At 65.0% G+C, this 19366-nt stretch carries 21 protein-coding genes and 2 tRNA genes; 11 read left to right on the top strand and 12 right to left on the bottom strand.

Features of this window, described 5'->3' with window-relative positions; translation table 11 throughout:
- Positions 1-125: 125 nt before the first annotated feature.
- On the bottom strand, positions 126-347 hold the full coding sequence (gene infA / locus CTP10_RS10705) for a translation initiation factor IF-1 (protein ID WP_008641674.1): 222 nt from the start codon (positions 345-347) through the stop codon (positions 126-128).
- Positions 340-582, bottom strand: coding sequence for a hypothetical protein (locus CTP10_RS10700; protein WP_147316264.1), 243 nt, complete (start codon positions 580-582; stop codon positions 340-342). The genes infA and CTP10_RS10700 overlap by 8 nt, the downstream gene beginning before the upstream one ends.
- Before the next feature lie 413 nt (positions 583-995).
- Between CTP10_RS10700 and CTP10_RS10695 the strand changes: the two genes are divergently transcribed.
- Both CTP10_RS10695 and CTP10_RS10690 read left to right on the top strand, forming a co-directional pair.
- Entirely contained in the window at positions 996-1517 is a 522-nt protein-coding gene (locus tag CTP10_RS10695; protein WP_116322002.1) for a hypothetical protein, read from the top strand.
- Between the two features lie 163 nt (positions 1518-1680).
- Positions 1681-2439 (top strand): exonuclease domain-containing protein, encoded by a 759-nt coding sequence (locus CTP10_RS10690; RefSeq protein ID WP_116322003.1) that lies wholly within the window; start codon positions 1681-1683, stop codon positions 2437-2439.
- 89 nt (positions 2440-2528) lie between these two features.
- Here the strand turns inward: CTP10_RS10690 and CTP10_RS10685 are convergent.
- A tRNA-Pro gene (locus CTP10_RS10685) sits at positions 2529-2605 on the bottom strand.
- 407 nt (positions 2606-3012) lie between these two features.
- Here CTP10_RS10685 and CTP10_RS10680 point away from each other — a divergent pair.
- From CTP10_RS10680 to CTP10_RS10670, 3 genes are all read left to right on the top strand, one after another.
- On the top strand, positions 3013-4260 hold the full coding sequence (locus CTP10_RS10680; RefSeq protein WP_116322047.1) for a GGDEF domain-containing protein: 1248 nt from the start codon (positions 3013-3015) through the stop codon (positions 4258-4260).
- Positions 4261-4311: 51 nt separating this feature from the next.
- Positions 4312-4388, top strand: a tRNA-Arg gene (locus CTP10_RS10675).
- 319 nt (positions 4389-4707) lie between these two features.
- Positions 4708-4920 (top strand): GDCCVxC domain-containing (seleno)protein, encoded by a 213-nt coding sequence (locus CTP10_RS10670; protein WP_116322048.1) that lies wholly within the window; start codon positions 4708-4710, stop codon positions 4918-4920.
- 62 nt (positions 4921-4982) lie between these two features.
- Here the strand turns inward: CTP10_RS10670 and CTP10_RS10665 are convergent, their stop codons facing one another.
- The 8 genes from CTP10_RS10665 to CTP10_RS10630 all read right to left on the bottom strand — a co-directional run bounded on the left by CTP10_RS10665 (position 4983) and on the right by CTP10_RS10630 (position 11619).
- On the bottom strand, positions 4983-6152 hold the full coding sequence (locus tag CTP10_RS10665) for an MFS transporter (RefSeq protein WP_116322049.1): 1170 nt from the start codon (positions 6150-6152) through the stop codon (positions 4983-4985).
- Positions 6153-6170: 18 nt separating this feature from the next.
- The gene (gene arsH / locus CTP10_RS10660) at positions 6171-6935 is read right to left on the bottom strand and encodes an arsenical resistance protein ArsH (RefSeq protein WP_116322004.1); all 765 of its coding nucleotides are present in this window, start codon (positions 6933-6935) and stop codon (positions 6171-6173) included.
- Positions 6932-7354, bottom strand: a complete 423-nt coding sequence (gene arsC, locus CTP10_RS10655) for an arsenate reductase (glutaredoxin) (protein ID WP_116322005.1) — start codon at positions 7352-7354, stop codon at positions 6932-6934. The genes arsH and arsC overlap by 4 nt, the downstream gene beginning before the upstream one ends.
- 94 nt (positions 7355-7448) lie before the next feature.
- Entirely contained in the window at positions 7449-8153 is a 705-nt protein-coding gene (locus CTP10_RS10650; RefSeq protein WP_116322006.1) for an aquaporin, read from the bottom strand.
- A 5-nt stretch (positions 8154-8158) separates the two neighbouring features.
- Positions 8159-8653, bottom strand: a complete 495-nt coding sequence (locus CTP10_RS10645; RefSeq protein WP_116322007.1) for an arsenate reductase ArsC — start codon at positions 8651-8653, stop codon at positions 8159-8161.
- A gap of 330 nt (positions 8654-8983) precedes the next feature.
- Positions 8984-10018, bottom strand: coding sequence for an AraC family transcriptional regulator (locus tag CTP10_RS10640; RefSeq protein ID WP_116322008.1), 1035 nt, complete (start codon positions 10016-10018; stop codon positions 8984-8986).
- Between the two features lie 264 nt (positions 10019-10282).
- On the bottom strand, positions 10283-10939 hold the full coding sequence (locus CTP10_RS10635; protein ID WP_233528288.1) for a hypothetical protein: 657 nt from the start codon (positions 10937-10939) through the stop codon (positions 10283-10285).
- 2 nt (positions 10940-10941) lie between these two features.
- Positions 10942-11619: a hypothetical protein gene (locus CTP10_RS10630; protein WP_116322051.1), complete on the bottom strand. Its 678-nt coding sequence runs from the start codon at positions 11617-11619 to the stop codon at positions 10942-10944.
- Positions 11620-12083: 464 nt separating this feature from the next.
- On the opposite strand from CTP10_RS10630, the gene CTP10_RS10625 reads away from it, so the two are divergent.
- The gene (locus CTP10_RS10625; protein ID WP_116322009.1) at positions 12084-12551 is read left to right on the top strand and encodes a nucleoside deaminase; all 468 of its coding nucleotides are present in this window, start codon (positions 12084-12086) and stop codon (positions 12549-12551) included.
- Between the two features lie 50 nt (positions 12552-12601).
- Here the strand turns inward: CTP10_RS10625 and CTP10_RS10620 are convergent, their stop codons facing one another.
- Entirely contained in the window at positions 12602-13489 is an 888-nt protein-coding gene (locus tag CTP10_RS10620) for a GntR family transcriptional regulator (protein WP_116322010.1), read from the bottom strand.
- Positions 13490-13914: 425 nt separating this feature from the next.
- On the opposite strand from CTP10_RS10620, the gene CTP10_RS10615 reads away from it, so the two are divergent.
- From CTP10_RS10615 to CTP10_RS10595, 5 genes are all read left to right on the top strand, one after another.
- Complete coding sequence (locus tag CTP10_RS10615; protein ID WP_158577717.1) at positions 13915-14832, top strand: amidohydrolase family protein; 918 nt, start codon at positions 13915-13917, stop codon at positions 14830-14832.
- Positions 14833-14844: 12 nt separating this feature from the next.
- Positions 14845-15909 (top strand): isocitrate/isopropylmalate dehydrogenase family protein, encoded by a 1065-nt coding sequence (locus CTP10_RS10610; protein ID WP_116322012.1) that lies wholly within the window; start codon positions 14845-14847, stop codon positions 15907-15909.
- A gap of 74 nt (positions 15910-15983) precedes the next feature.
- Positions 15984-16955 carry a Bug family tripartite tricarboxylate transporter substrate binding protein gene (locus CTP10_RS10605; RefSeq protein ID WP_116322013.1) on the top strand — a complete coding sequence of 324 codons (972 nt, stop codon included), beginning with the start codon at positions 15984-15986 and terminating at the stop codon, positions 16953-16955.
- Between the two features lie 238 nt (positions 16956-17193).
- The gene (locus CTP10_RS10600; protein ID WP_116322014.1) at positions 17194-17613 is read left to right on the top strand and encodes a cupin domain-containing protein; all 420 of its coding nucleotides are present in this window, start codon (positions 17194-17196) and stop codon (positions 17611-17613) included.
- Positions 17614-17855: 242 nt separating this feature from the next.
- The gene (locus CTP10_RS10595; protein WP_116322015.1) at positions 17856-19322 is read left to right on the top strand and encodes a CitMHS family transporter; all 1467 of its coding nucleotides are present in this window, start codon (positions 17856-17858) and stop codon (positions 19320-19322) included.
- Positions 19323-19366: the final 44 nt, after the last annotated feature.

The following is a 19366-nucleotide window of genomic DNA, read 5'->3' as shown; positions in this document are numbered from 1 at the left end:
TCGGGCCGCCCGTCGGGCAGCCCGCAAGTGTGTCCGGGCGCGGTGTCAGCTGCATGACAGCGCGTCTGCGACGCCCCGGAATCCACTTGTAACGGCGGGAGCGGCAACTCCGGCCGTGCGAAGACTCAGGACTTGTGGCGGAAGTTGATGCGGCCCTTGGTCAGGTCGTAGGGCGACATTTCCAGGGTGACGCGGTCGCCGGCCAGGATGCGGATGCGGTGCTTCTGCATCTTGCCCGAAGCGTATGCCCAGATTTCCACGCCGTTTTCCAGCGTGACACGATAGCGGTTGTCAGGCAGGGCTTCCGACACCACGCCGCCAAATTCAATGAGTTCTTCCTTAGCCAATCTGTTTTCCTTTCGGCAGCCCGCGAAGGCTGGGTTTGGTTATCAAAAATTCCGATCCGGTTCGGTCGGCCAGAGGCACGGCGCAGAACCGGCGCAAAACCGACGCACATTCGCCATGGCTGGCGAACCGCGCCATTGAAGTCGGTCGGGGCAGGCGCACGCGGACATTGCCGCGCGGCGCCACGCGTGGCGCCAGATACTCGATCCATACCGGTCGCGCTTCGGCCAGGCGCATGCGGATTGCCTGGCGTGGACGCTGCCGGTGACGGCCTGGGCGGCCGTTCGCTACGCGGAGCAGGGCGGGCAGGTGTACCCGGTGGTTCGCCAGTTCTGGTGTCGCCGCGGAAGGCCCGCGCCGGCTGCTGCTGAACGCTCGCAAGAGCGCGCTGGTGAGAACGCCCGGTTACAGGGATGCACGGACACCCCGGGGCTACTTGCTCCGGTATTGTATCACGTACGCAGTTGCAGCATTGCCCCCGTGGCACTGCAAGCCGTCGGGGAACTCGCGTGGTGCGTCTCGCATCCTGGTGATGCATGATCCACTCCGTGTGGCCCGCGTAGCTTGGTATTTGTCCGGTATGAGCTAGAACTAACTCGTACGGCCGGCCGGAGTCGGCGGGGCCGGAATCTCGCAAGGAGAAGACTGCCATGGAACTCCATCTGGACTCGCACCGCTACGTCCGCTGTACGCCGGACTGGCGGGCCGCCGTGGTGGCCGGGCTGATCGCCGGCGCGGTCTACATGGTGCTGGAGCTGCTGACGGCGCGCTTCCTGATGTACCAGGGCGCCTGGGGCACGGTGAAAATGGTGGCGGCCATTATCCTCGGCCGCGAAGCGCTTTCCGCCGATGCCTTCAACTGGACCGTGGTGCTGTCGGCCGGCACGGTCCATTTCGCGCTGTCGATCATACTTTCGGCGGTGCTGGCGATGATCTTGTCGTCATTCCGGCTCGATTCCAGCATGGCGCTGGCGTCGCTGGTCGGCATCGTGTTCGGCGTCGCGGTCTACCTGGTCAATTTCTATGTATTTGGCCGCTATTTCAACTGGTTCGACGAGGCACGCGGATGGGAAAGTCTGTTCGCCCACGCACTGTTCGGGCTGGTTGCGGCCGATGTGTATTGCAACCTCGAGCGGCGCCGCGCCGACACCGCTGGACCGCAGCCGGGCTGAAATCGCTGGCCCCGTCCTTCGCGCCAGCCGTCTACAACTGGCTGGCGTTTTCGGCTAGCCCATCTGGTTGATATGACGTTCGGCACCCTCGCACTACGCTAGAGGCAACCGACCACAGCGGCCGCCGCCAACGCGCCTTGCGGGCGGCCACACCGGAGTGCCCATGCGGGTCGCAATCGTCAGTACCGAGACTACCGGGCTCACGCCAGCGGACGAGCCTGTCAGCATCGGCCTGCTGCTTGTCGAAGTGGCGCCGAGGGTGGGCAGTCTCGTGCGCGAAATCACTGACTATTACGGTTCGCAGGAGCCCGCCGTGCCGATCAGCGAGGCTGCTACGGGCATGCACGGCCTGACCGCCGAGATGCTGCGCGGGCAGCGTTTCGACGTCGGCGCGATCCGCGCCATCGTCGAAGATGCCGACGTGCTGGTCGCCCACGGCGCTGAATTCAATGTCCGGATGCTGGAAAAAGTGCTGCCCGACATACAGCGCAAGCGCTGGCGCTGCTCGGTGCGCCAGGTGCGCTGGTCTCAGTATTTCCATGCGCCCAACCACAAGCTCGATACGCTTTGCGAACACCTGCGCATCTTCCGGCCGCGGCCGCAGATCGCGCTGGATGACTGCCTGGCGCTGTCCAAGCTCTTGTTCCAGCAGATGGGGGCAGTAGGCCAGGCCACGCCGATGGGCTTTCTGCTGGCGCAGCCGGACTATGTGTCGCGGGCTGTCGCGCAAGGGGTGGCGGCTTCCGCGGCCAACGTGGTGCCGCCACCGCCTGTATCGCCGCAACGCGAGGGTGTCCCCGGTTGGCAGCCGCAGGTGGATGAACAACCCGGCGGCTTCAGCCGCGGTCTTGTCCTGGCCGCCGTGGTGCTGTTGTTGACCGCTGCCGCGGTGATCTGGCCGGACATGATGCCGAGGTGGTGAGCAAATGCCGGAGGAGGGCAAAGTGCGGGGGCGAAAAAGAAAAACGGCCTGGACATTGCTGTCCAGGCCGTGTTCCTTAAAGCCAAAACTGGTCGGGGCGACATGATTCGAACATGCGACCCTCTGATCCCAAATCAGATGCGCTACCAGGCTGCGCTACGCCCCGAAGCCAAAGATTGTAGCGCGCGCGGGTACTGTCGGTCAATCAGGCGTAGGCGGCACATGTTGGGATTCGGCCAGTCCACGGGCGCGCTCCTCCTTTTGGCGGGGACGCTTTGGCTTGACTTGGGTTTGCGCGCTGCGATAATCCGCACACCGCTTAAGTCCGGCCGGCGTGATGTTGGGGATGCTGGTTTGCAGATTCCTTCCGGACTGACCTGATCACCATAACAAGAACGGCGCTCCCTTTCCGGGCGAGCGCCTCGGCGCGTTGGCGTTGCCGCTGGCAACGCCACGGCGTCCCGACACAGGATATGCGGCAATCGATGACAACGGTCCGGCACAGGACCGGCATAAGAAAGGGAAAGACGGCGCCTAGCGGAGCGCCGTTTGTTGCCCTGGACGGGAATGAAGATGTTTCAGTCGCATATTGTTGTGCTCATCGCAGGGCTGTTTGCCTTGCAGATGGCGGTGGTTTGTGTCGTATTGCGTCGGTCCGCGGGCATGGGCCGCAGCGGCCTGACGTCATGGGCGCTGGGCAATGTCGCCGGGGCGATCGCCTCGGTGCTGGCTGCGGTGCAGGGCACGCGCCCCGCGTGGCTGATGCCGGAGGCAACCGACCTCGCGTTGCTGGCTGCGCTCGCCTCGGTAACGATCGGAGCGCGGCACTTTGCCGGTCGCTCCGGCAGGGCCGGGTTGCTGCTGGGAACCTGCCTGGCTGCCTCGGTCGGCGTGGCGTGGCAGATGGTGGCGCCTGGCTACCCCGATGCGCCGCTGACCGGACTGGAGATGGCGCCGCTGCTGACGGCATGCCATATCGCCTTGCTTCTCGACGTCACCCGCAGCATCGGCCCATCGGTGCGAACCGCTCGGGGCATCGGGCGCCTGGCCGCCGCTTCGCTGGTGCTGATTGCCATGGCCGTGGCCGCGACCAATGCGTGGACCATGGCATTGCCGGTTGCCGCGCTGGTGCGGGATGGCGCCTGGCCGCGGCCATTGCCGTGGGATGGCGAACTGGCGATGCTCAACGTCATTGCGCTGGTCGGTCTCTCGGTCAGCTTTGCGCTGCTGGCGCACGACCGGCTGCGGCGCATGCTGGAGTGGCGCGCACGGCATGACGACCTGACCGACGTACTGCTGCGCGGCGCCTTCTGGGAAGCGCTCGAACAAGCCTGCCTGCACGCCGAGCGCCAGCGCAAGGCGTTGACGGTGGCCTTTGTCGACCTGGACCACTTCAAGGCCATCAACGATGTCTACGGCCACCTGGCCGGCGACAGCGTGCTGCGGCATTTCGCCGGGTTGCTGCGCCGTGCCAGCGGCCCGCACGACGTAATCGGGCGCCTTGGGGGCGAAGAATTTGCCATCGTCATGCCCGATACCGGGATGGAAAGCGGCCGCCTGGCCTGTATGCGGCTGGCAACCGCCGTGCGCGCCAGCCCGTGCCCATCCGAGCCCGATGCGATCGCCTACACCGTCAGCATCGGCCTGGCCACGCGCAACCCCGGCGAGGGCGCCGACGCGCTGATGCGCCGCGCCGACCGCGCCTTGTATGACGCCAAGCTCAAGGGCCGCAACGGCGTGTCGATGCATCCGGTTGCCGGCAATCATGCGTCGGCGGCGGGCCGCTACGTCACCCGCGACAACGAGCGCATGGCGTCCTGAGCGCCGCGGACCCGCACTGCCGCCCGGCGCTGCGGTAGAATGCTCGCCTTCGCGTCCTTAGCTCAGTTGGATAGAGCACTCGCCTTCTAAGCGAGCGGTCAGAGGTTCGAGTCCTCTAGGACGCGCCATTGCCACCATTTCCCGGCGTTGGCGAGTAGTTTAGCGGTGTGTCCCGATGGTCAGCAGGTGCTGCAGGACAACAGAAGGACAACTATCGAGCGACAGCCGCGGCAACGGGTTTGCACCCGGACTTCGCCCAGTGTCCACGGACGACAAAGGCTTGCCGGCGCCGTTCGGCTGATGATCTCCGCCTCATGTGGCGGATGCTCCCGGCGCACTCGCCACGTGACCGCTTAAGCCTCTGGCACCGACTCGCTCGGATGCAACGGCAATATGCCAACCGACAGGCATACACTGTTGACGTGTGACCGGTTGGCCCAAACCACGATGAACACGATTCAACTTGAATCGATCCTTACTTGCCCACAGTGTGGTTTCGCAAGGAGGGAAGTCATGCCTGCGAATGCTTGCCTGTTCTATTACGAGTGTGGCAACTGCGGCGCACTGCTGCGGCCGAAACCCGGTGATTGCTGCGTGTTTTGCTCCTACGGAACGGTGAAGTGCCCATCGATCCAACAGCAAAGAGGATGCTGCCACTGACCGGTAGAAATGCGAGCACTAGGGATTTTCATGAGTGGCAGAGGCTGAGCCGGTCGACTCAACTACTGCGACCCATGCTCTTGCCTGATGGCCATTAGCATCATGATTGCAGCAACACCAAGGGATGAGGAAAGCCAAAGCGCCTTGGCTCCGAAAGCATCCAGGCAGATGCCAAAGAGCCATGGCGCAAGGGCCTGGGCTACGCGAGCGGGAACCATCAAAATTCCCTGTCGGTGGCCATAGCCATCGGGGCCAAAGATCACGAGCGGCAGGGTTCCCTTGGCGATCGTGAGGATGCCATTGCCTGCGCCATGCAGGACCCCAAACAGCGCTGCAGCAGGCGCTCCGGCAACGCCGAACGCGATGGCACCGGCGGGGTGAAGGGCAGCGGCGATGCGGGCGGAAAGGAGTGGATGGATCTTGCGTAGCAGGCCGAACTCCAATATGCGGGCACTCACTTGGGCGGGCCCGATCAGCGCACCGACCATCACAGCAGTTGCCAATGTCGCTCCGCCTGCCTGCAGCAATCGCGGCAGGTGTGCAGCCATGGCGGTGCTGATGAACCAGGTCGCGGCGAAGACAAAGGCGAGTGCGAAGGAGGCAAGCCGCTGAGACGGCGCGCCGTCGCCAGCAGCCTGCGACGATGTGGCTTTGGCCGGTGGCGGCTCAATTGCCGTCCTGCGGGGCATGCCGAGATTGAGCGCCAGCCCCAGGGTCAGATGCAGCGCGGCCCAGGCAAGACAGGCGCCTCGCCATCCGATGTGCGATTCCATGAAGGTCGACAGGGGCCAGCCGACCGTACTGGCGAAGCCGGCGATCAGGGTGATGCCGGTGATCGCGCCGCGAGAACGATTTCCGTACAGCGCGACGAGCGTAGCAAAGGCAGCTTCGTACAGGCCTGCGCCCATTCCGATACCGAGAATCAGCCACGCGGCGAACAGGCCAACGACGCCTTGGGCGACGCCAAGGCCGGCCAGTCCCGCAGCAAAAACGAGACTGGTAGCAACCAACACCCGGCGCCCGCCGGTGCGGTCGATCATCCTGCCCGCGGAGGGGCCGATCAGCGCCGACACGATCAGCGCGGCGCTGAACGCCGCGAAGATCGTGGCCGGTGCTACGCCGAGATCGCGGGACATGGGCGTGGCCAGCATGGCCGGCAGATAGTAGGTGGAGCCCCATGCCAGCGTCTGGGCAACCCCCAGCCTGGCGATCACACTGGTCGTCGGCTCCATGGCCATCCCGTTTTTTTGTTATTCGACTTCGCCGCTATCCGTGTCGCTGACCTGCGCATCCCGCTCATGGCTCATAGCTGCAGCAGCGAGGGAGGTGACGTTCGCCGGCGCCGCATCCTTGCGCTCGCTGTAGCGATCCGTCAGGTAGTCGCTGCGATCGCGCACCAGCAGCGTGAACTTGTACAGTTCCTCCATCACGTCGACCACCCGGTCATAGTAGGACGAGGGCTTCATGCGGCCGTTTGTGTCGAACTCTTGGTACGCCTTGGCGACCGACGACTGGTTCGGAATCGTCACCATGCGCATCCAGCGCCCCAGCACGCGTAGCGCGTTGACCGCGTTGAACGACTGCGAGCCGCCGCAGACCTGCATCACGGCGAGCGTGCGCCCCTGAGTCGGTCGGATGGCTCCCATCTCAAGGGGCAGCCAGTCGATCTGGTTCTTGAAAACCGCGGTCAGCGTGCCGTGCCGCTCGGGGCTGCACCACACCTGGCCTTCAGACCACTCCGAGAGCCTGCGTAGTTCGACCACTTTGGGGTGATCCGCGGGGACGCTGTCGCACACCGGCAGGTCATGCGGATCGAACACGCGAGTCTCCGCGCCGAAATGCTGCAGGATCCGCTCGGCTTCCTGCACGAGCAGGCGGCTATAAGACGTTTCGCGCAGCGAGCCATAGAGCAGCAGGATGCGCGGCGGATGCGTGCTGACGCGTGGCGGTTGCAGCTTGTTCAGGTCCGGGCTATCGAGCACGGCCGGGACGACATTGGGCAGATCCACGGTCATTTGACCCTCCGTCCTTGCGCGTCGATGACGACTTCGCCATCCTCCTTGATGAAGGCGTTTTGCTGGGGCGCGGATAGGATCTCGAGCACGACTTCCGATGGCCGGCACAGCCGCACGCCAAGCTCCGTGATGACGAACGGCCGGTTGATCAGGATCGGATGGGCCAGCATCGCATCGAGCAACTGCTCATCGGTCACGGATAGATCGGACAAGCCCAGTTCGGCGTAGGGAGTGCCCTTCTCGCGGATGGCTTCACGAACCGCGAGGCCCGCATCGCTAATCAACTGCTGCAACGTCTGCCGGTCAGGGGGCGTGCTCAGATATTCGATGACATTCGGCTCGATACCCGCATTGCGGATCATGGCCAGCGTGTTGCGCGAGGTGCCGCATGCGGAGTTGTGATAGATGGTGGCGGACATGGCGATTCGTGGAATTGGATCGTGTCTGGTTGCGAGCAGTGGAATAAGGATTCCAACCAAGGCGGCAAGCGTGGCGCCCAGGCTCCCGTTTGCGTCAGTCCGCCTGGTGCTCGCCGGATGCCTCGATGACGTTGGGGTGGCCGTGTGGTAGCGCACGCGGTTCCAGCAGCCGGTGCAGCCCCAGTCCGATGGCCGCGCCGAGACACTGCGCCAGCATGAAGCCCGGCACGCTCGCCGGTGCGATGCCGGCAAAGCTGTCGCTGAACATGCGCCCGAACGCGGCGGCGGGATTGGCAAACGATGTGGATGCGGTGAACCAGTATGCCGAGCCGATATAGGCCGCCACCATGGCGGAGGCGCGCCCGTTCGGCGCGCGCAGAATCACCAGTAGCAGTCCGGCGGTCGCAACGGTTTCAGCAATCCATTGCCCAGGACCGCTGCGGACCTTGGTGGAAAGCTGCAGGATCGTCATGTCGAACATTGCATGGGCGAGCCACGCTCCGAGTACCGCACCCGCGAGCTGGGCGCCGATGTACGGCAGCAGCGCCGCGCCAGGCAGCTCACCCCGCGCCACCATCACCGCGCTGACGGCTGGATTGAAGTGCGCACCGCTGATCGGGCCGAAGACCTCGATCAGGATATACAGACCACCGACCGTGGCGGCCGTGTTGGCCAGCAGGGCGATTGCGACATTGCCGCCGGCAAGCCGCTCGGCCATGATGCCGGAGCCGATGACGATGGCCAGCAGCAGCGCCGTTCCCAAGGCTTCGGCGCCCAGTCTGTTACGCAGATCGACCATGACGCTCAGCTTTGCGAGATACGGTTGAGGTGGTCCTGCAGTTCCGCATTGCTCAGCGTGTCGAGCGGCAGCGTCAGCAGTTGCAGCATGCGGTAGCCGATGGCCTGGCGGGTCAGCTCGAAAGCCTGCCGCTTCTTTTCGTCGCCGCCTTCCGCGTTCGACGGGTCAGGGTAGCCCCAATGCACCGTCACCGGGCTGCCCGGCCAATACGGGCACGCCTCTTCGGCGGCACTGTCGCACACCGTGATAACCACCCGCATCTCAGGGACGTTCTCGCCGACAAATTCATCCCAGCTCTTGCTGCGGAAGTCGCTGACGTCGACGCCGGCATTGCCAAGCACCTCGATGGCGAACGGATTGATGCGCCCGCTGGGCGAGCTTCCGGCGCTATAGGCGCGCACATCGCGGCCAAACTGATTGGCCAGATGGTTCAACATTCCTTCGCTCAGCACACTGCGAGCCGAGTTGTGGGTACACAAAATCAGTACGTTGGTGGTCATGGGGCGTACGAAATGGTTGGGGCGCGGCTCGGAATGCGCTACAGCAGTTTTCCGTGAGGTGACCCAGCCTTCAAGGCATTATCGGCTTCCATGTTTCGAATATAGTCGAAACATGGAAATTTAGAAAGTGAAATTTGTGGGACGAAGCGCTCAGGCCATACGGGGTGGTCAGCCCGCCATCAAAGAGGCCGTTAGGGACCTTTTTCTGATCCGGATTTCATGGTCACGGTATATCCGACCGCTATTGCCGGCGATACCGTGACGGTTGATGTCGCAGTAGAGGAGGGCAGCCGCAAGAGGTTTGCCGGTAGCCTCCGGCGCGGGGGAACCTCAGGTGCGGCGCACCGTCAGCGTGGGGCGCCGGCGCTGGCCGGTGCGCAGCGTACCGGGCGACACGCCGTGCCAGCGCATGAATGCCTTGTTGAATCCCGCCTGCGACTTGAATCCCAGCACACGCGCGATATCGCCCAGCGGCATGTCGGTGCTCGTCAGCAGCCGCCGGGCAATCGCGTCCCGCTCCTCGTCCAGCAGCAGGGCGAAGGACGTTCCGTGGTCCTGCAGGTGACGGTGCAGTGTGAACCGATGGACGGCAAACAATGACGCCAGCCGCGGTGCCGTGCATTCGCCCAGCAGCATCAGGTCCCGTATCGCCTGGCGGACCTGGCCTAGGAAATCCGGCCTGACGTGCGATTCCAGTTCGCCAAGGTAGCGAACCACGGACGACTCCAGCGCCTTGTCCGTTGCGCCGCAGAGCGCGTCGAGCGTGTCGGCCGGGAAGAGGAACTCATCGCGGGGCTGGTCGAACAGGACATGCGTCTTGAAGTGTGCCGTGTATGGCCCGATGCGCGTTGGTGACGGGCGGGACAGGTGAACCGCTGCCGGCGCCCATGACTTTCCAAGCAGCATCCGAAACATTTGCACATTGGCCGCCAGATACGCGCTGACGAGGTCGTCGCGTCCGGCAAACAAGCCAGGAATCTCTACCGAGAACGAGGCGAATCCCTCTCGCGTGGTGAGTGCAGTATCGATGCCCCGATACCAGATACGGCCATAGCGAAGGATGCCGTCTGCCGCGTCTTGCAGCGTGCGGGACGACAGCAGCAGCAGGCGCAACGGCCCGGCATTTTCCATATTGGCGCGGGCGCCGACCAGTATGCCGAGGTGCGGGCAGGCGGCCGCTTCCGCGGCATCCGCGAGGATGCGGGCGCAGATCGACAGCGCTACCGGGGCCATGGGCTCTTCCAGCGCGCCAGGTGTCACGCCATGGCGCCTGAGGATCGGCCACGGAGCCGTGCCGATTGACTCCAGCGCCTCGACCAGGCGCGCAAGCGTACCAATGGGGACGGAGCGAGTCTCTGGCTTCATGCGCTCAGGGTTTTCCCTGGTGTGTCATCAGTATTTGACGGTGTGACGGAAGGATAAACGAAATGCCAGCGCACCGTCCAGAATAGTGTCACCTCCAGGCCGTTCGTTTGGTCGAGGCGCTGCCCAAGACGAGTATTGGCAGGCTCAACAAGAAGGTGATGCGCGAACGGTTTGCCGCGGTGGGCACGGGAGAGCGATGGTCCGCATAGAAAACATGGACAGAGCGCTGCCGGGATTGCAGCGTCATTCGCGACCGTTTTCCCGTCAGAAGCTGAGCGCCACCGAGACGACTCCGATCTGGTCGTGCGCTGCAGGGTTAAACCAGTACACCGCGCAGGAGACGTGCTTGCCCTTCACCTGCGCAAAGACGCCACGCTGCAAATTCCGATCGTTGTCAGGCACGCGCGTGCGCTGGGCCGCCAGGCCCAGCCGCAGCCAGTCTCGCGGGCGCCAGGCCAGCTCGGTCCATGCGTAGACATACCCGGACGGCTCGGCGTCCGGCACGTACTCGAATTCGATATAGGCATCGGCATAGCGCCCTGTCAGCGTGGCCTCGAACCCGCCCACGACGCTGTGGGTGCTGCCGGTGACCACGCCCAGGATCGGCGTGAAATCAAGGCGCAAGGCGTCTCCCCAACCCAGGTTATAGCCGACGAAAAACGAGTACGCGTCCATGCCTTCGTAGTTGCTGCGCGCCTCCAGGTGCAAGGCGCCGCGCTTGGCGATGGCGATGCCGGTGACATAGGCTTCGCTGCCCTTCGGCAGGTTGAGATATGCCGAGACCCCGCCGCTCCATGCCGGCGCCTCCGCGGTCGTGGAGGGGGCGCTGTCATCGGCCGCGCGCGACGGCAGCGGCGCGGTTGCCGCGGCCAGCACCAGCCAGGTGGCAGCCAGTCGTAAAGCCGTGCCCTTGGCGCGCATGCTCAGCCCCCAAGCGCGATGATGGCCATGGTCAGCGCAATACCCACCAGCGTCATGACCACGCCCGCTATCCACCCGCCGAAGCCCGCATGGCGCCCCAGGGCGATGCCGGCCCCGAACAGCATCAGGATGGTCAGCACGCGCGAAACCAGCAGCGCCGTGGATAAGTCAGCGAAGACGATGAAGGGCAAGGCCACCGGGAAGGTGGCAATCACCACCAACAGGAAGATCCCGGCGGCCGCAAGGAAATCTTCCGGGCCTAGCGTAGGGCGCCCGGCCACGTTGGTGTTCCGTGCGATACGACTTCGTATCGATTCCAGCTCGGCGTCGTCGACCAGCGTGCGCAGGGCCGGCGAGAGCGCGTCGCGCAGGCGGCCGATGGCGTCAGCCGGGTCGCTGGCATTGCTCACCGCCTTGATCAGCGAAAGCCTGCGCCCGCGCTCGGTCAGCGTGCGCACCAGGTACATCACGGCATCGGCCAGCCCCCAGGCCAGGTTGCAGCCCAGCGCCGTGTAGAACATCGTACGCGGGGCATCCGCCGGCGCGTCGATGGCCGACACCGCCCCGACGAAGGTCAGGGCCATGAACAGGCCAAAGCACACCTCGCACACCCGGTCGACAGTGTCGAGCAGGCGCGGCCGCACTTCGGCGGATTGGGAATCGAGGGAAGTGGTCGACACTGGCGCGCCCCAGGCAGGCCTGCCCACGGTGGAGGTCTGCGACGATGCCCGGCCTGGCTGGCCGGTGCCAGGGCATCGTTCCTGCGGATCCCGGGCGGGCAGGTGCCTGGGCGAGACCGGACAACGAAAGCGGCGCCGCCGGATTGGGCAGGTGCCGCCGCCTTTACTGTAGGCAAGGATTCACACCGATGGTAGCGCCGCACACCCTTGACGTTGCATTTTTGCGCAAGCGGCGGTTGGCCCGCGCGGCTGGCAGGTACAGCAGTCTGCGGCCACCGATCTCGCTGTGCGGGATGTCGAGGGGTTAGAGAAAGCCGTCCTGTAGGGGGCACGTGCGGCCAGGGCCTGGATTCAAATACGCCGTATAACAACTTGCAGCACGCCGCGCACGCACGCTGGCCTATAGTCTGTCGGCCTGCAACCTCATCGGCCCGCGCTGGGCCGAGCCTCACCGGAGACAACGCGTGTCGACCACGGAAACCTATCTGATCGAATCCATCCGCCTCGCCATGGAAAACGTGCGGGAGCGCAATACCTGGCCCTTCGGCGCCGTTGTGGTCAGGGATGGCAAGGTGCTGGCGCGCGCGGTCAACGAGGTGGAGGCGACCTGCGATCCCAGCGCGCACGCCGAAATGCAGGCAGTGCGCGCCGCGAGCCGGGCGCTGGGCAAGCCCGACCTGAGCGGCTGCACGGTCTACGCCAGCGGCTACCCATGCCCGATGTGCCTGACCGCGATGTACCTGGCCGGCGTCGGGGCGGTCTACTACGCCTATTCCAACGATGATGGCGCCCCCTACGACCTCTCCGCGGAACGCGGCTATGTCGAACTGGCGCGGCCGATCGAACAGCGCGAGATGAAGGTCGTCTACGTGCCGGCGCGCGACGAGGGCCCCGACCTCTATGAGGCGTGGCGTGAAGGGCAGGATCGCTAGGGGCTAAGGAAACCGCGCCTTTTTCTCGCACCCCCCGATGCGCAATGCGGTTACGCGTGACCTTCAGATTTCTCCCGCGCCGCGTTGCGCAGGTGCAGCCGCAGGAAGTCGGCAGCCGCCTCCTGTTGTCCCGCCAGCAATAAATCGATGAGCTCCAGGTGTTCGCGGCAACGGCGCTCCGCCTGGTCCCGGTCGACCGCCTTGCGGTACTCCATCAGCCGGCGCAGTCGGTCGAGGCGGCGCAATCCTTCCAAAATAAAAGCGTTCCCCGAGCATGCGGCAATCGTCTCGTGCAGCCGGCTGTTGGCATCGAACAGCGCGGCGGGCGATGCGGTGCGGACGCCGCCGTCGGCGAGCGCTTCCTGCTCGGTCCGGCATTTCAGCAAGGCTTCGCGATCGAGCTTGAAGGTCGGCTCCAGGATGCCGGCGGCCTCGATCAGCAGCCGGTACCGGTAGCCCTGCTTGTAGGTCTCGGCCGAGGTCAGCACGGGCAGGAACGTCCAGCCGTGGCCGGGTAGCCGCTCGACCCAGCCCTCCTGCGCCATGCGCCGCAGGATCGCGCCGAGCTGGCCGCGCGTGATGCCGTACCGGCGCATCATCTCGTTTTCGGTAAAGCGGTCCGGCAACTGGCCGTTCAGCCGTTCCTCTGCGATCCGCAGGTATGTGGCTTCGCTGTCGTCGCCATCATCCCTGCCGGCGTGCGTGTCGTTCGCGGGCGGCGCAACGCCGCCTTCCGCCACGGCATAACCGCCGTCCGGGTGGGGCGTCACTACCGACTGCGTCGCCAGGCGGCGCAATGCCTCGCGCACCGGCGAGCGCGACACCCTGAACTGTTCTGCCAGCGCCCGCTCGGGCAGGCGCGTGCCCGGCGCAATGCCGGTGCTTGCAATGTGCTGGTGAATGTTTGCCGCGAGAACGTCGGCGAGCTGGCGGGCCATATGGCGCTGGGTCGGGATCTGACTGCCTGATGCTATCACATCCTGCGATTGGGTCTTTGATATTGCAAAAGACCTGATTCTTGTGCGTGCCTATGCAGGCGATGCGCCACTTTTTTTCCAATTCTCCGATCCGACCTTCCCGTTAGGTGTAAACGATAGCGGAATGGCGCTTGTCCTTGTCCGTCAACGGTTCGCGCCCTGTTTCCTGTCGCTTGGTCTTTTGTTTCGTTAAAAAACCCTTTGCATGGTAGTTTGATCAAATAAAATGCCATCCATCGCGCCGCTGGACCAGGCGCCATACTTCCCTGGAGATACATGTGCATCGGAGACAACTGCTACAGGCCGGCCTGTCAGTCATGGGTGGCTTTCCTTTTCTCAACGCCATCGCCGCCGGCACGCCGCCGGGAGGGTCGCAAGGAGGGCAGGTGAATCCAGACCTCATTCGCGGCGTCAGTGCCCCGGCTGTCGCGCCCCCGGCGGGAAGCTGCGACTGCCATGTCCATGTATTCGATGGCGCCAGGTTTCCGTTCGCGGCAAAGCGTTCCTACACGCCCGGCCCGGCACGGGTCGAGGACCTGGCGGCTTTCGAGCAGCGCATCGGCATCGACCGCATCGTGCTGGTCCAGCCGAGCGTCTATGGCTTCGACAATTCCGCCATGCTTGACGCGCTGTCGCGGTTGGGCGGCCGGGCGCGCGGTGTCGCCGTGATCGACCTGGAGAAGACCGGCCACGCCGAGCTGGCGGCCATGCACCGGCAAGGCGTGCGCGGCATCCGCCTCAACCTCGAAGTGAGCGGCCAGCGCAACCATGATTTCGCGCTGGCGCAGCTCAGGCGCGCCGAGCAGGTGGTCGGGCCGCTGGGCTGGGCGGTGCAGGTCTATGCCGATGTCGATGTCATCGCCGAACTGGCGCCCGGGATGGCGGCACTGAAGGTGCCGGTCGTGCTCGACCATTTCGCCGGCGTCAAGGCGTACCGCAAGGACGAGCAGAAGGCCGCGTTCGGGCAGGTGCTCGCGCTGGTGAAGGGCGGCAACGTGTACGTCAAGCTGTCCGCGCCATACCGCGCATCGCGCAGCGTGCCCGACTTCGACGATGTCAGCGCATTCGGCGCGGCGCTGATCCAGGCCCGCGCGGACCGCATGGTGTGGGCGTCGGACTGGCCCCATACGGGCAGCTCCGGCAACCGCACGGGCAACCTCGACCAGGTCGAGCCTTTCCGCAAGGAAAACGCCGGCCGCGCCCTCGATCAGCTTGCCAGCTGGGCGCCGGCGCCGGACCTGAAGCAACGCATTCTTGTCGACAACCCCGCACGGTTGTACGGCTTCACCCACCCCGCCATCTGACTGAGCTACATCATGCGAATCCTTGTTCTCCCCGGCGACGGCATCGGCCCCGAAATCGTGGCCGCCTCGATCGACGTACTCAGGCAGGCCGACAAGGCCTGCGACCTCGGCCTGCAGTTCGACTACGAAGATGTCGGCTTCGCCAGCCTCGAAAAACACGGCACCACGCTGCGCCAGGAAGTCCTGGACAAGGCCACCACCTACGACGGCGTCATCCTGGGTACGCAATCCCACGCCGACTATCCGCCGCCCGACCAGGGCGGGCGCAATATCTCCGCGGCGTTCCGCTGCGACCTGGACCTGTACGCCAACGTGCGCCCCTCGCGCTCGCGCGAGTTTCTGGGCAAGGGCGTGCGCAACATGGACCTGGTGATCATGCGCGAAGCGACCGAGGGCTTCTATCCCGACCGCAACATGTACGAGGGCTGGGGCGAGATGATGCCGTCGAAGGACATGGCGATCTCGGTGCGCAAGATCACCGCGCATTGCTCCGAGCGCATTGCCCGGCGCTCGTTCGAGCTGGCGATGAAGCGCAAGAAGCATGTGACCGCCATCCACAAGGCGAACAGCTTCCATATGACCGACGGCCTGTTCCTGCGCGAAGTGCGCAAGGTGGCGGCCGAATTCCCCGAAGTGAAGTTCGACGACCTGCTGGTGGATGCATCGACCGCGTACCTGGTGCGCGACCCGTCCCGCTTCGACGTCATCGTGGCCACCAACTTCTACGGCGACATCCTCTCCGACCTGGCCAGCGAGCTGTCGGGCAGCCTGGGCCTGGGCGGGTCGATGATGGCGGGCGATGCGCTGTGCTGCGCGCAGGCGCAGCATGGCTCGGCCCCCGACATCCAGGGGCAGGACAAGGCGAATCCCACGTCGATGATCCTGTCGGTCGGCATGCTGGTGCGCTGGCTCGGCGAGCGCCACATGAAGGCGAACTTCATTAACGCGGCGGACGCCATCGAGGCGGCGGTCGACAAGGTGTTGGCCAACCCGGCGACGCGCACGGCGGACCTGGGCGGCACCATGGGCTGCGCGGCCTTCGGCCGCGAGGTGGCCAAGGGCGTGGCGGCGGCCTGAGCGGCCGCATCTCTTTTCGGCGCAGCGGAGCAGCCCGCTGCGCCCGCCTTCCAATAGAACACAACGGAGACAGCATGAACGCGTTCAAGTCATGGCTGGCGGTCGCGCTCGCCAGCGTATCGGTCATCGGCAGCGCTGGCGCAACCAACGGTTACCCGTCCAAGCCGGTCAGCATCATCGTTCCCTTTGCGCCGGGCGGCGGCAGCGACAATGTCTCGCGCTATATCGCCACGCGGTTGTCGGACCGCACCAAGGCGCAGTTCGTGATCGACAACCGGCCGGGCGCCGGCACCAATATCGGCAACGAGGTTGCGGCACGGTCCACGCCCGACGGGCAGACCCTGCTGTTCGGGCAGGTTGCGCTGTCGATCAATCCCTTCGTCTACAAGAAGCTGCGCTATGACACCGAGAAGGACTTCGTCCCGGTGGTGCAGATCGCGACGTCGCCGACCGTGCTGGTGGTGACCAGGGAGTTTCCCGAGAAGGACCTGAAAGGGGTGATCCGCCATATCAAGGCGAACCCCGGCAAGGTCAACTTCGCCTCGGGCGGCAAGGGTACGTCGGTCCACCTTGCCGGCGAGCTGTTCCGCAGCATGATCCATGCGGACATGGTCCATGTGCCTTACAAGGGCAGCGGTCCCGCCGTGACCGACCTGATCGGCGGGCAGGTGCAGATGATGTTCGACACCGCGGCATCGGCGCTGCCGCAGCTCAAGGGCGGCAAGCTGCGCGCGATCGCTGTCACAGGGACGCATCGGCTGCCCGAGCTGCCGGACGTGCCGACCTTCGCCGAGGCTGGCCTGCCGGGGTTCGATGCGCCGGCCTGGTACGGCCTGCTGGCGCCGGCTGGCACCCCGAAGCAGGCCGTGCAGTTCCTCAATGCGCAGATCAATGAAATCCTGAAAGAGCCGGGCACCCGGCAACGGCTGGCGCAGCTGGGCGCCGAGCCGTCAGGTGGCACGCCGGAGGATTTTGCGCGCTTCATGCGCGGCGAGTCGGCAAGGTGGTCGACCGTCGTGAAGACCGCAAACGTTTCGGCGGATTGAGCTGGCGATCCTTGCGCGAGCGGGGCATCGTCGCAGTAAAGTGCGCAATATAGCTTCATAGTGCAAAAAGCCGCCATGGGGAGGTGCCGCGAGATCCTGCTATTGTTAGCTTGAATTTCGTAACAAGGGTTTACGCCCGGGCCGATCTTATTGCATTATATGATCATAAAAAACTATACTCGATTCATCGGGCGACACCGCGTCGGGTTCGCCCAACCCCCTTGCATGGAGATGTAGCATGAGCAACAAGACCCCTTCAGGCGCCGTTCTGCTGAAGCCGGAGACGCTGCCGGTCCACGAGCGTGGCGGTGGCGCACGCACGACGCCGCTGGTGTCACGCGAACTCGGCACCAGCAGCTTTATCACCGGCTACACCTCGTTCGATCCTGGCGTGGAAATCCCTTTCCACAGCCACAACTGCCAGGAGAGCGTCGTGCTGATGGAAGGCGAGGCGATCCTGGACATCGACGGACTCGAGTACCCCCTCAAGCCGCACGACGTCACCTTCATCCCGCCGAACGTGAACCACCGGTTCCGCAATGTCTCGGCGACCCGGCCGATGAAGATCCTGTGGATCTATGCGACGGTCGATGCAACGCGGACGCTGACGGAAACCGGGGCAACCAACCCCGTTGCCGCGGAACACGGCAAGCGCTGAGGCATCGCGCCGCAGCAAGCGGCACGCCTTCCGCGGCTTAACGCGCGAGAGGCGTGCATTCCATCCGTTTCCAACGGGCATTGCGCAGGTCTGGGCCGGCTGCATCAGCAGGGTCCAACGCGTTGCGCTTCATGACAAACGGGCAGTCGGCGCAGCAGTGCCTTGCTGCAAGAGGGCGGGGTTCGATAAGCCGCCCTGGCGACCGACATCCACGCCCCGATTACAACGACGCGAGACAGAAAATGCTGGTACTCCTCGGCTTCGGCATGATTGCCACGTTCATGTACCTGATCATGGCAAAGCGGATCACGCCGGTCGCAGCGCTGATCATCGTGCCGATCGTATTCGGCCTGATCGCCGGTGGCGGACTGGACCTTGGCAAGGCCATCGTCGCGTCCATCAAGACCGCGGCGCCGACGGCCTGCCTGCTGTTCTTCGCAATCATCTATTTCGGCATGATGATCGACGTGGGCATGTTCGACCCGCTGATCCGGCTGATCCTGCGCTTTGTGCATCACGATCCGGTGCGGCTGACCATCGGCACGGCGCTGCTGACGACGATCGTTTCGCTGGATGGCGACGGGTCGACCACGTTCATCATCGTCACGTCCGCGTTCCTGCCGATCTACCTCCGCCTCGGCATGAGCCCGTGGGTGCTGACCTTCATCGCGGCGACCGCGAACGGGATCCTCAACACGGTGCCCTGGGGCGGTTCCACCGCGCGCGCGGCTGCGGCGCTCAAGCTCAACCCGGTCGATATCTTCGTGCCGATGATCCCGGCCATTGCCGCGGCGATCGGTGCCTTGCTGGTGCTGGCCTATGTGCTGGGCCGCCAGGAGCGGGCACGTATCGGGACGATCGCGTGGAAGCCGCGGCAGCAGCAGGCAAGCGCCCCGGCACGCACGTTGAGTCCCGAGCCGGTACTCGCAACGGGGGGCGCGGCGACGGTCGGCATGGCCATGGCAGGGGCCGGCGGTGCCGGACCGATAGCGCTGGAGCGCCATGCCGCGCAGCCGGCGGTGACGGGCGGCACGGGCGATGACTTCTCGGTGCCGATCTCCGACGGCGGGCTGGTGCTGCACCGTCCGCATGCCAAGCCGCACCTGACCTGGCTGAACGCACTGCTCACGCTCGGGCTGATGACGCTGCTGGTGGTCGACGTGATCCCGTCGCCGGTGGTGTTCCTGCTTGGCGTGGCGATCGCGCTGGTCATCAATTTCCCCAAGGTCGCCGAACAGTCGGACCAGATCAAGTCGCACGCATCGAGCATAGTCGGCGTGGTCGGCATGGTGTTCGCCGCCACCGTCCTGACCGGCGTGCTGAGCGGCAGCGGCATGGTCGATGCCATGGCCCGCTGGCTGGTCAACGTGATTCCGCAATCGTGGGGTCCGCACATGGCGCTGGTGACGGGGCTGGTCAGCATCCCGATGACCTTCTTTACCAGCAACGATGCCTTTTTCTTCGGCGTGCTGCCGATCCTGGCGCAGACCGCATCGCACTTCGGCATCCCCCCGGAGGAGATGGCGCGCGCCGCGATCGTCGGCCAGCCGCTGCACCAGTCGAGCCCGCTGGTGGCTTCGTTCCTGCTGCTGGCAGGCCTGGCCAAGGTCGAGATCGGCGAACACGCACGCAAGACCATCTGGCGTGCGGTGCTGGTCGGCCTGGTGATGCTCGCGGCAGGCGGCCTGACCGGCGCCTTCGCGGTCTAGTTCAGCGCCGCACGGACACTACGCATCGATATCTGAAGTCTTTA

This window comes from Cupriavidus sp. P-10, from assembly GCF_003402535.2.
Lineage (GTDB): Bacteria > Pseudomonadota > Gammaproteobacteria > Burkholderiales > Burkholderiaceae > Cupriavidus.
The sequence above is the reverse complement of the archived record's forward strand: the minus strand, read 5'-3'. Positions and strand labels throughout refer to the sequence as shown.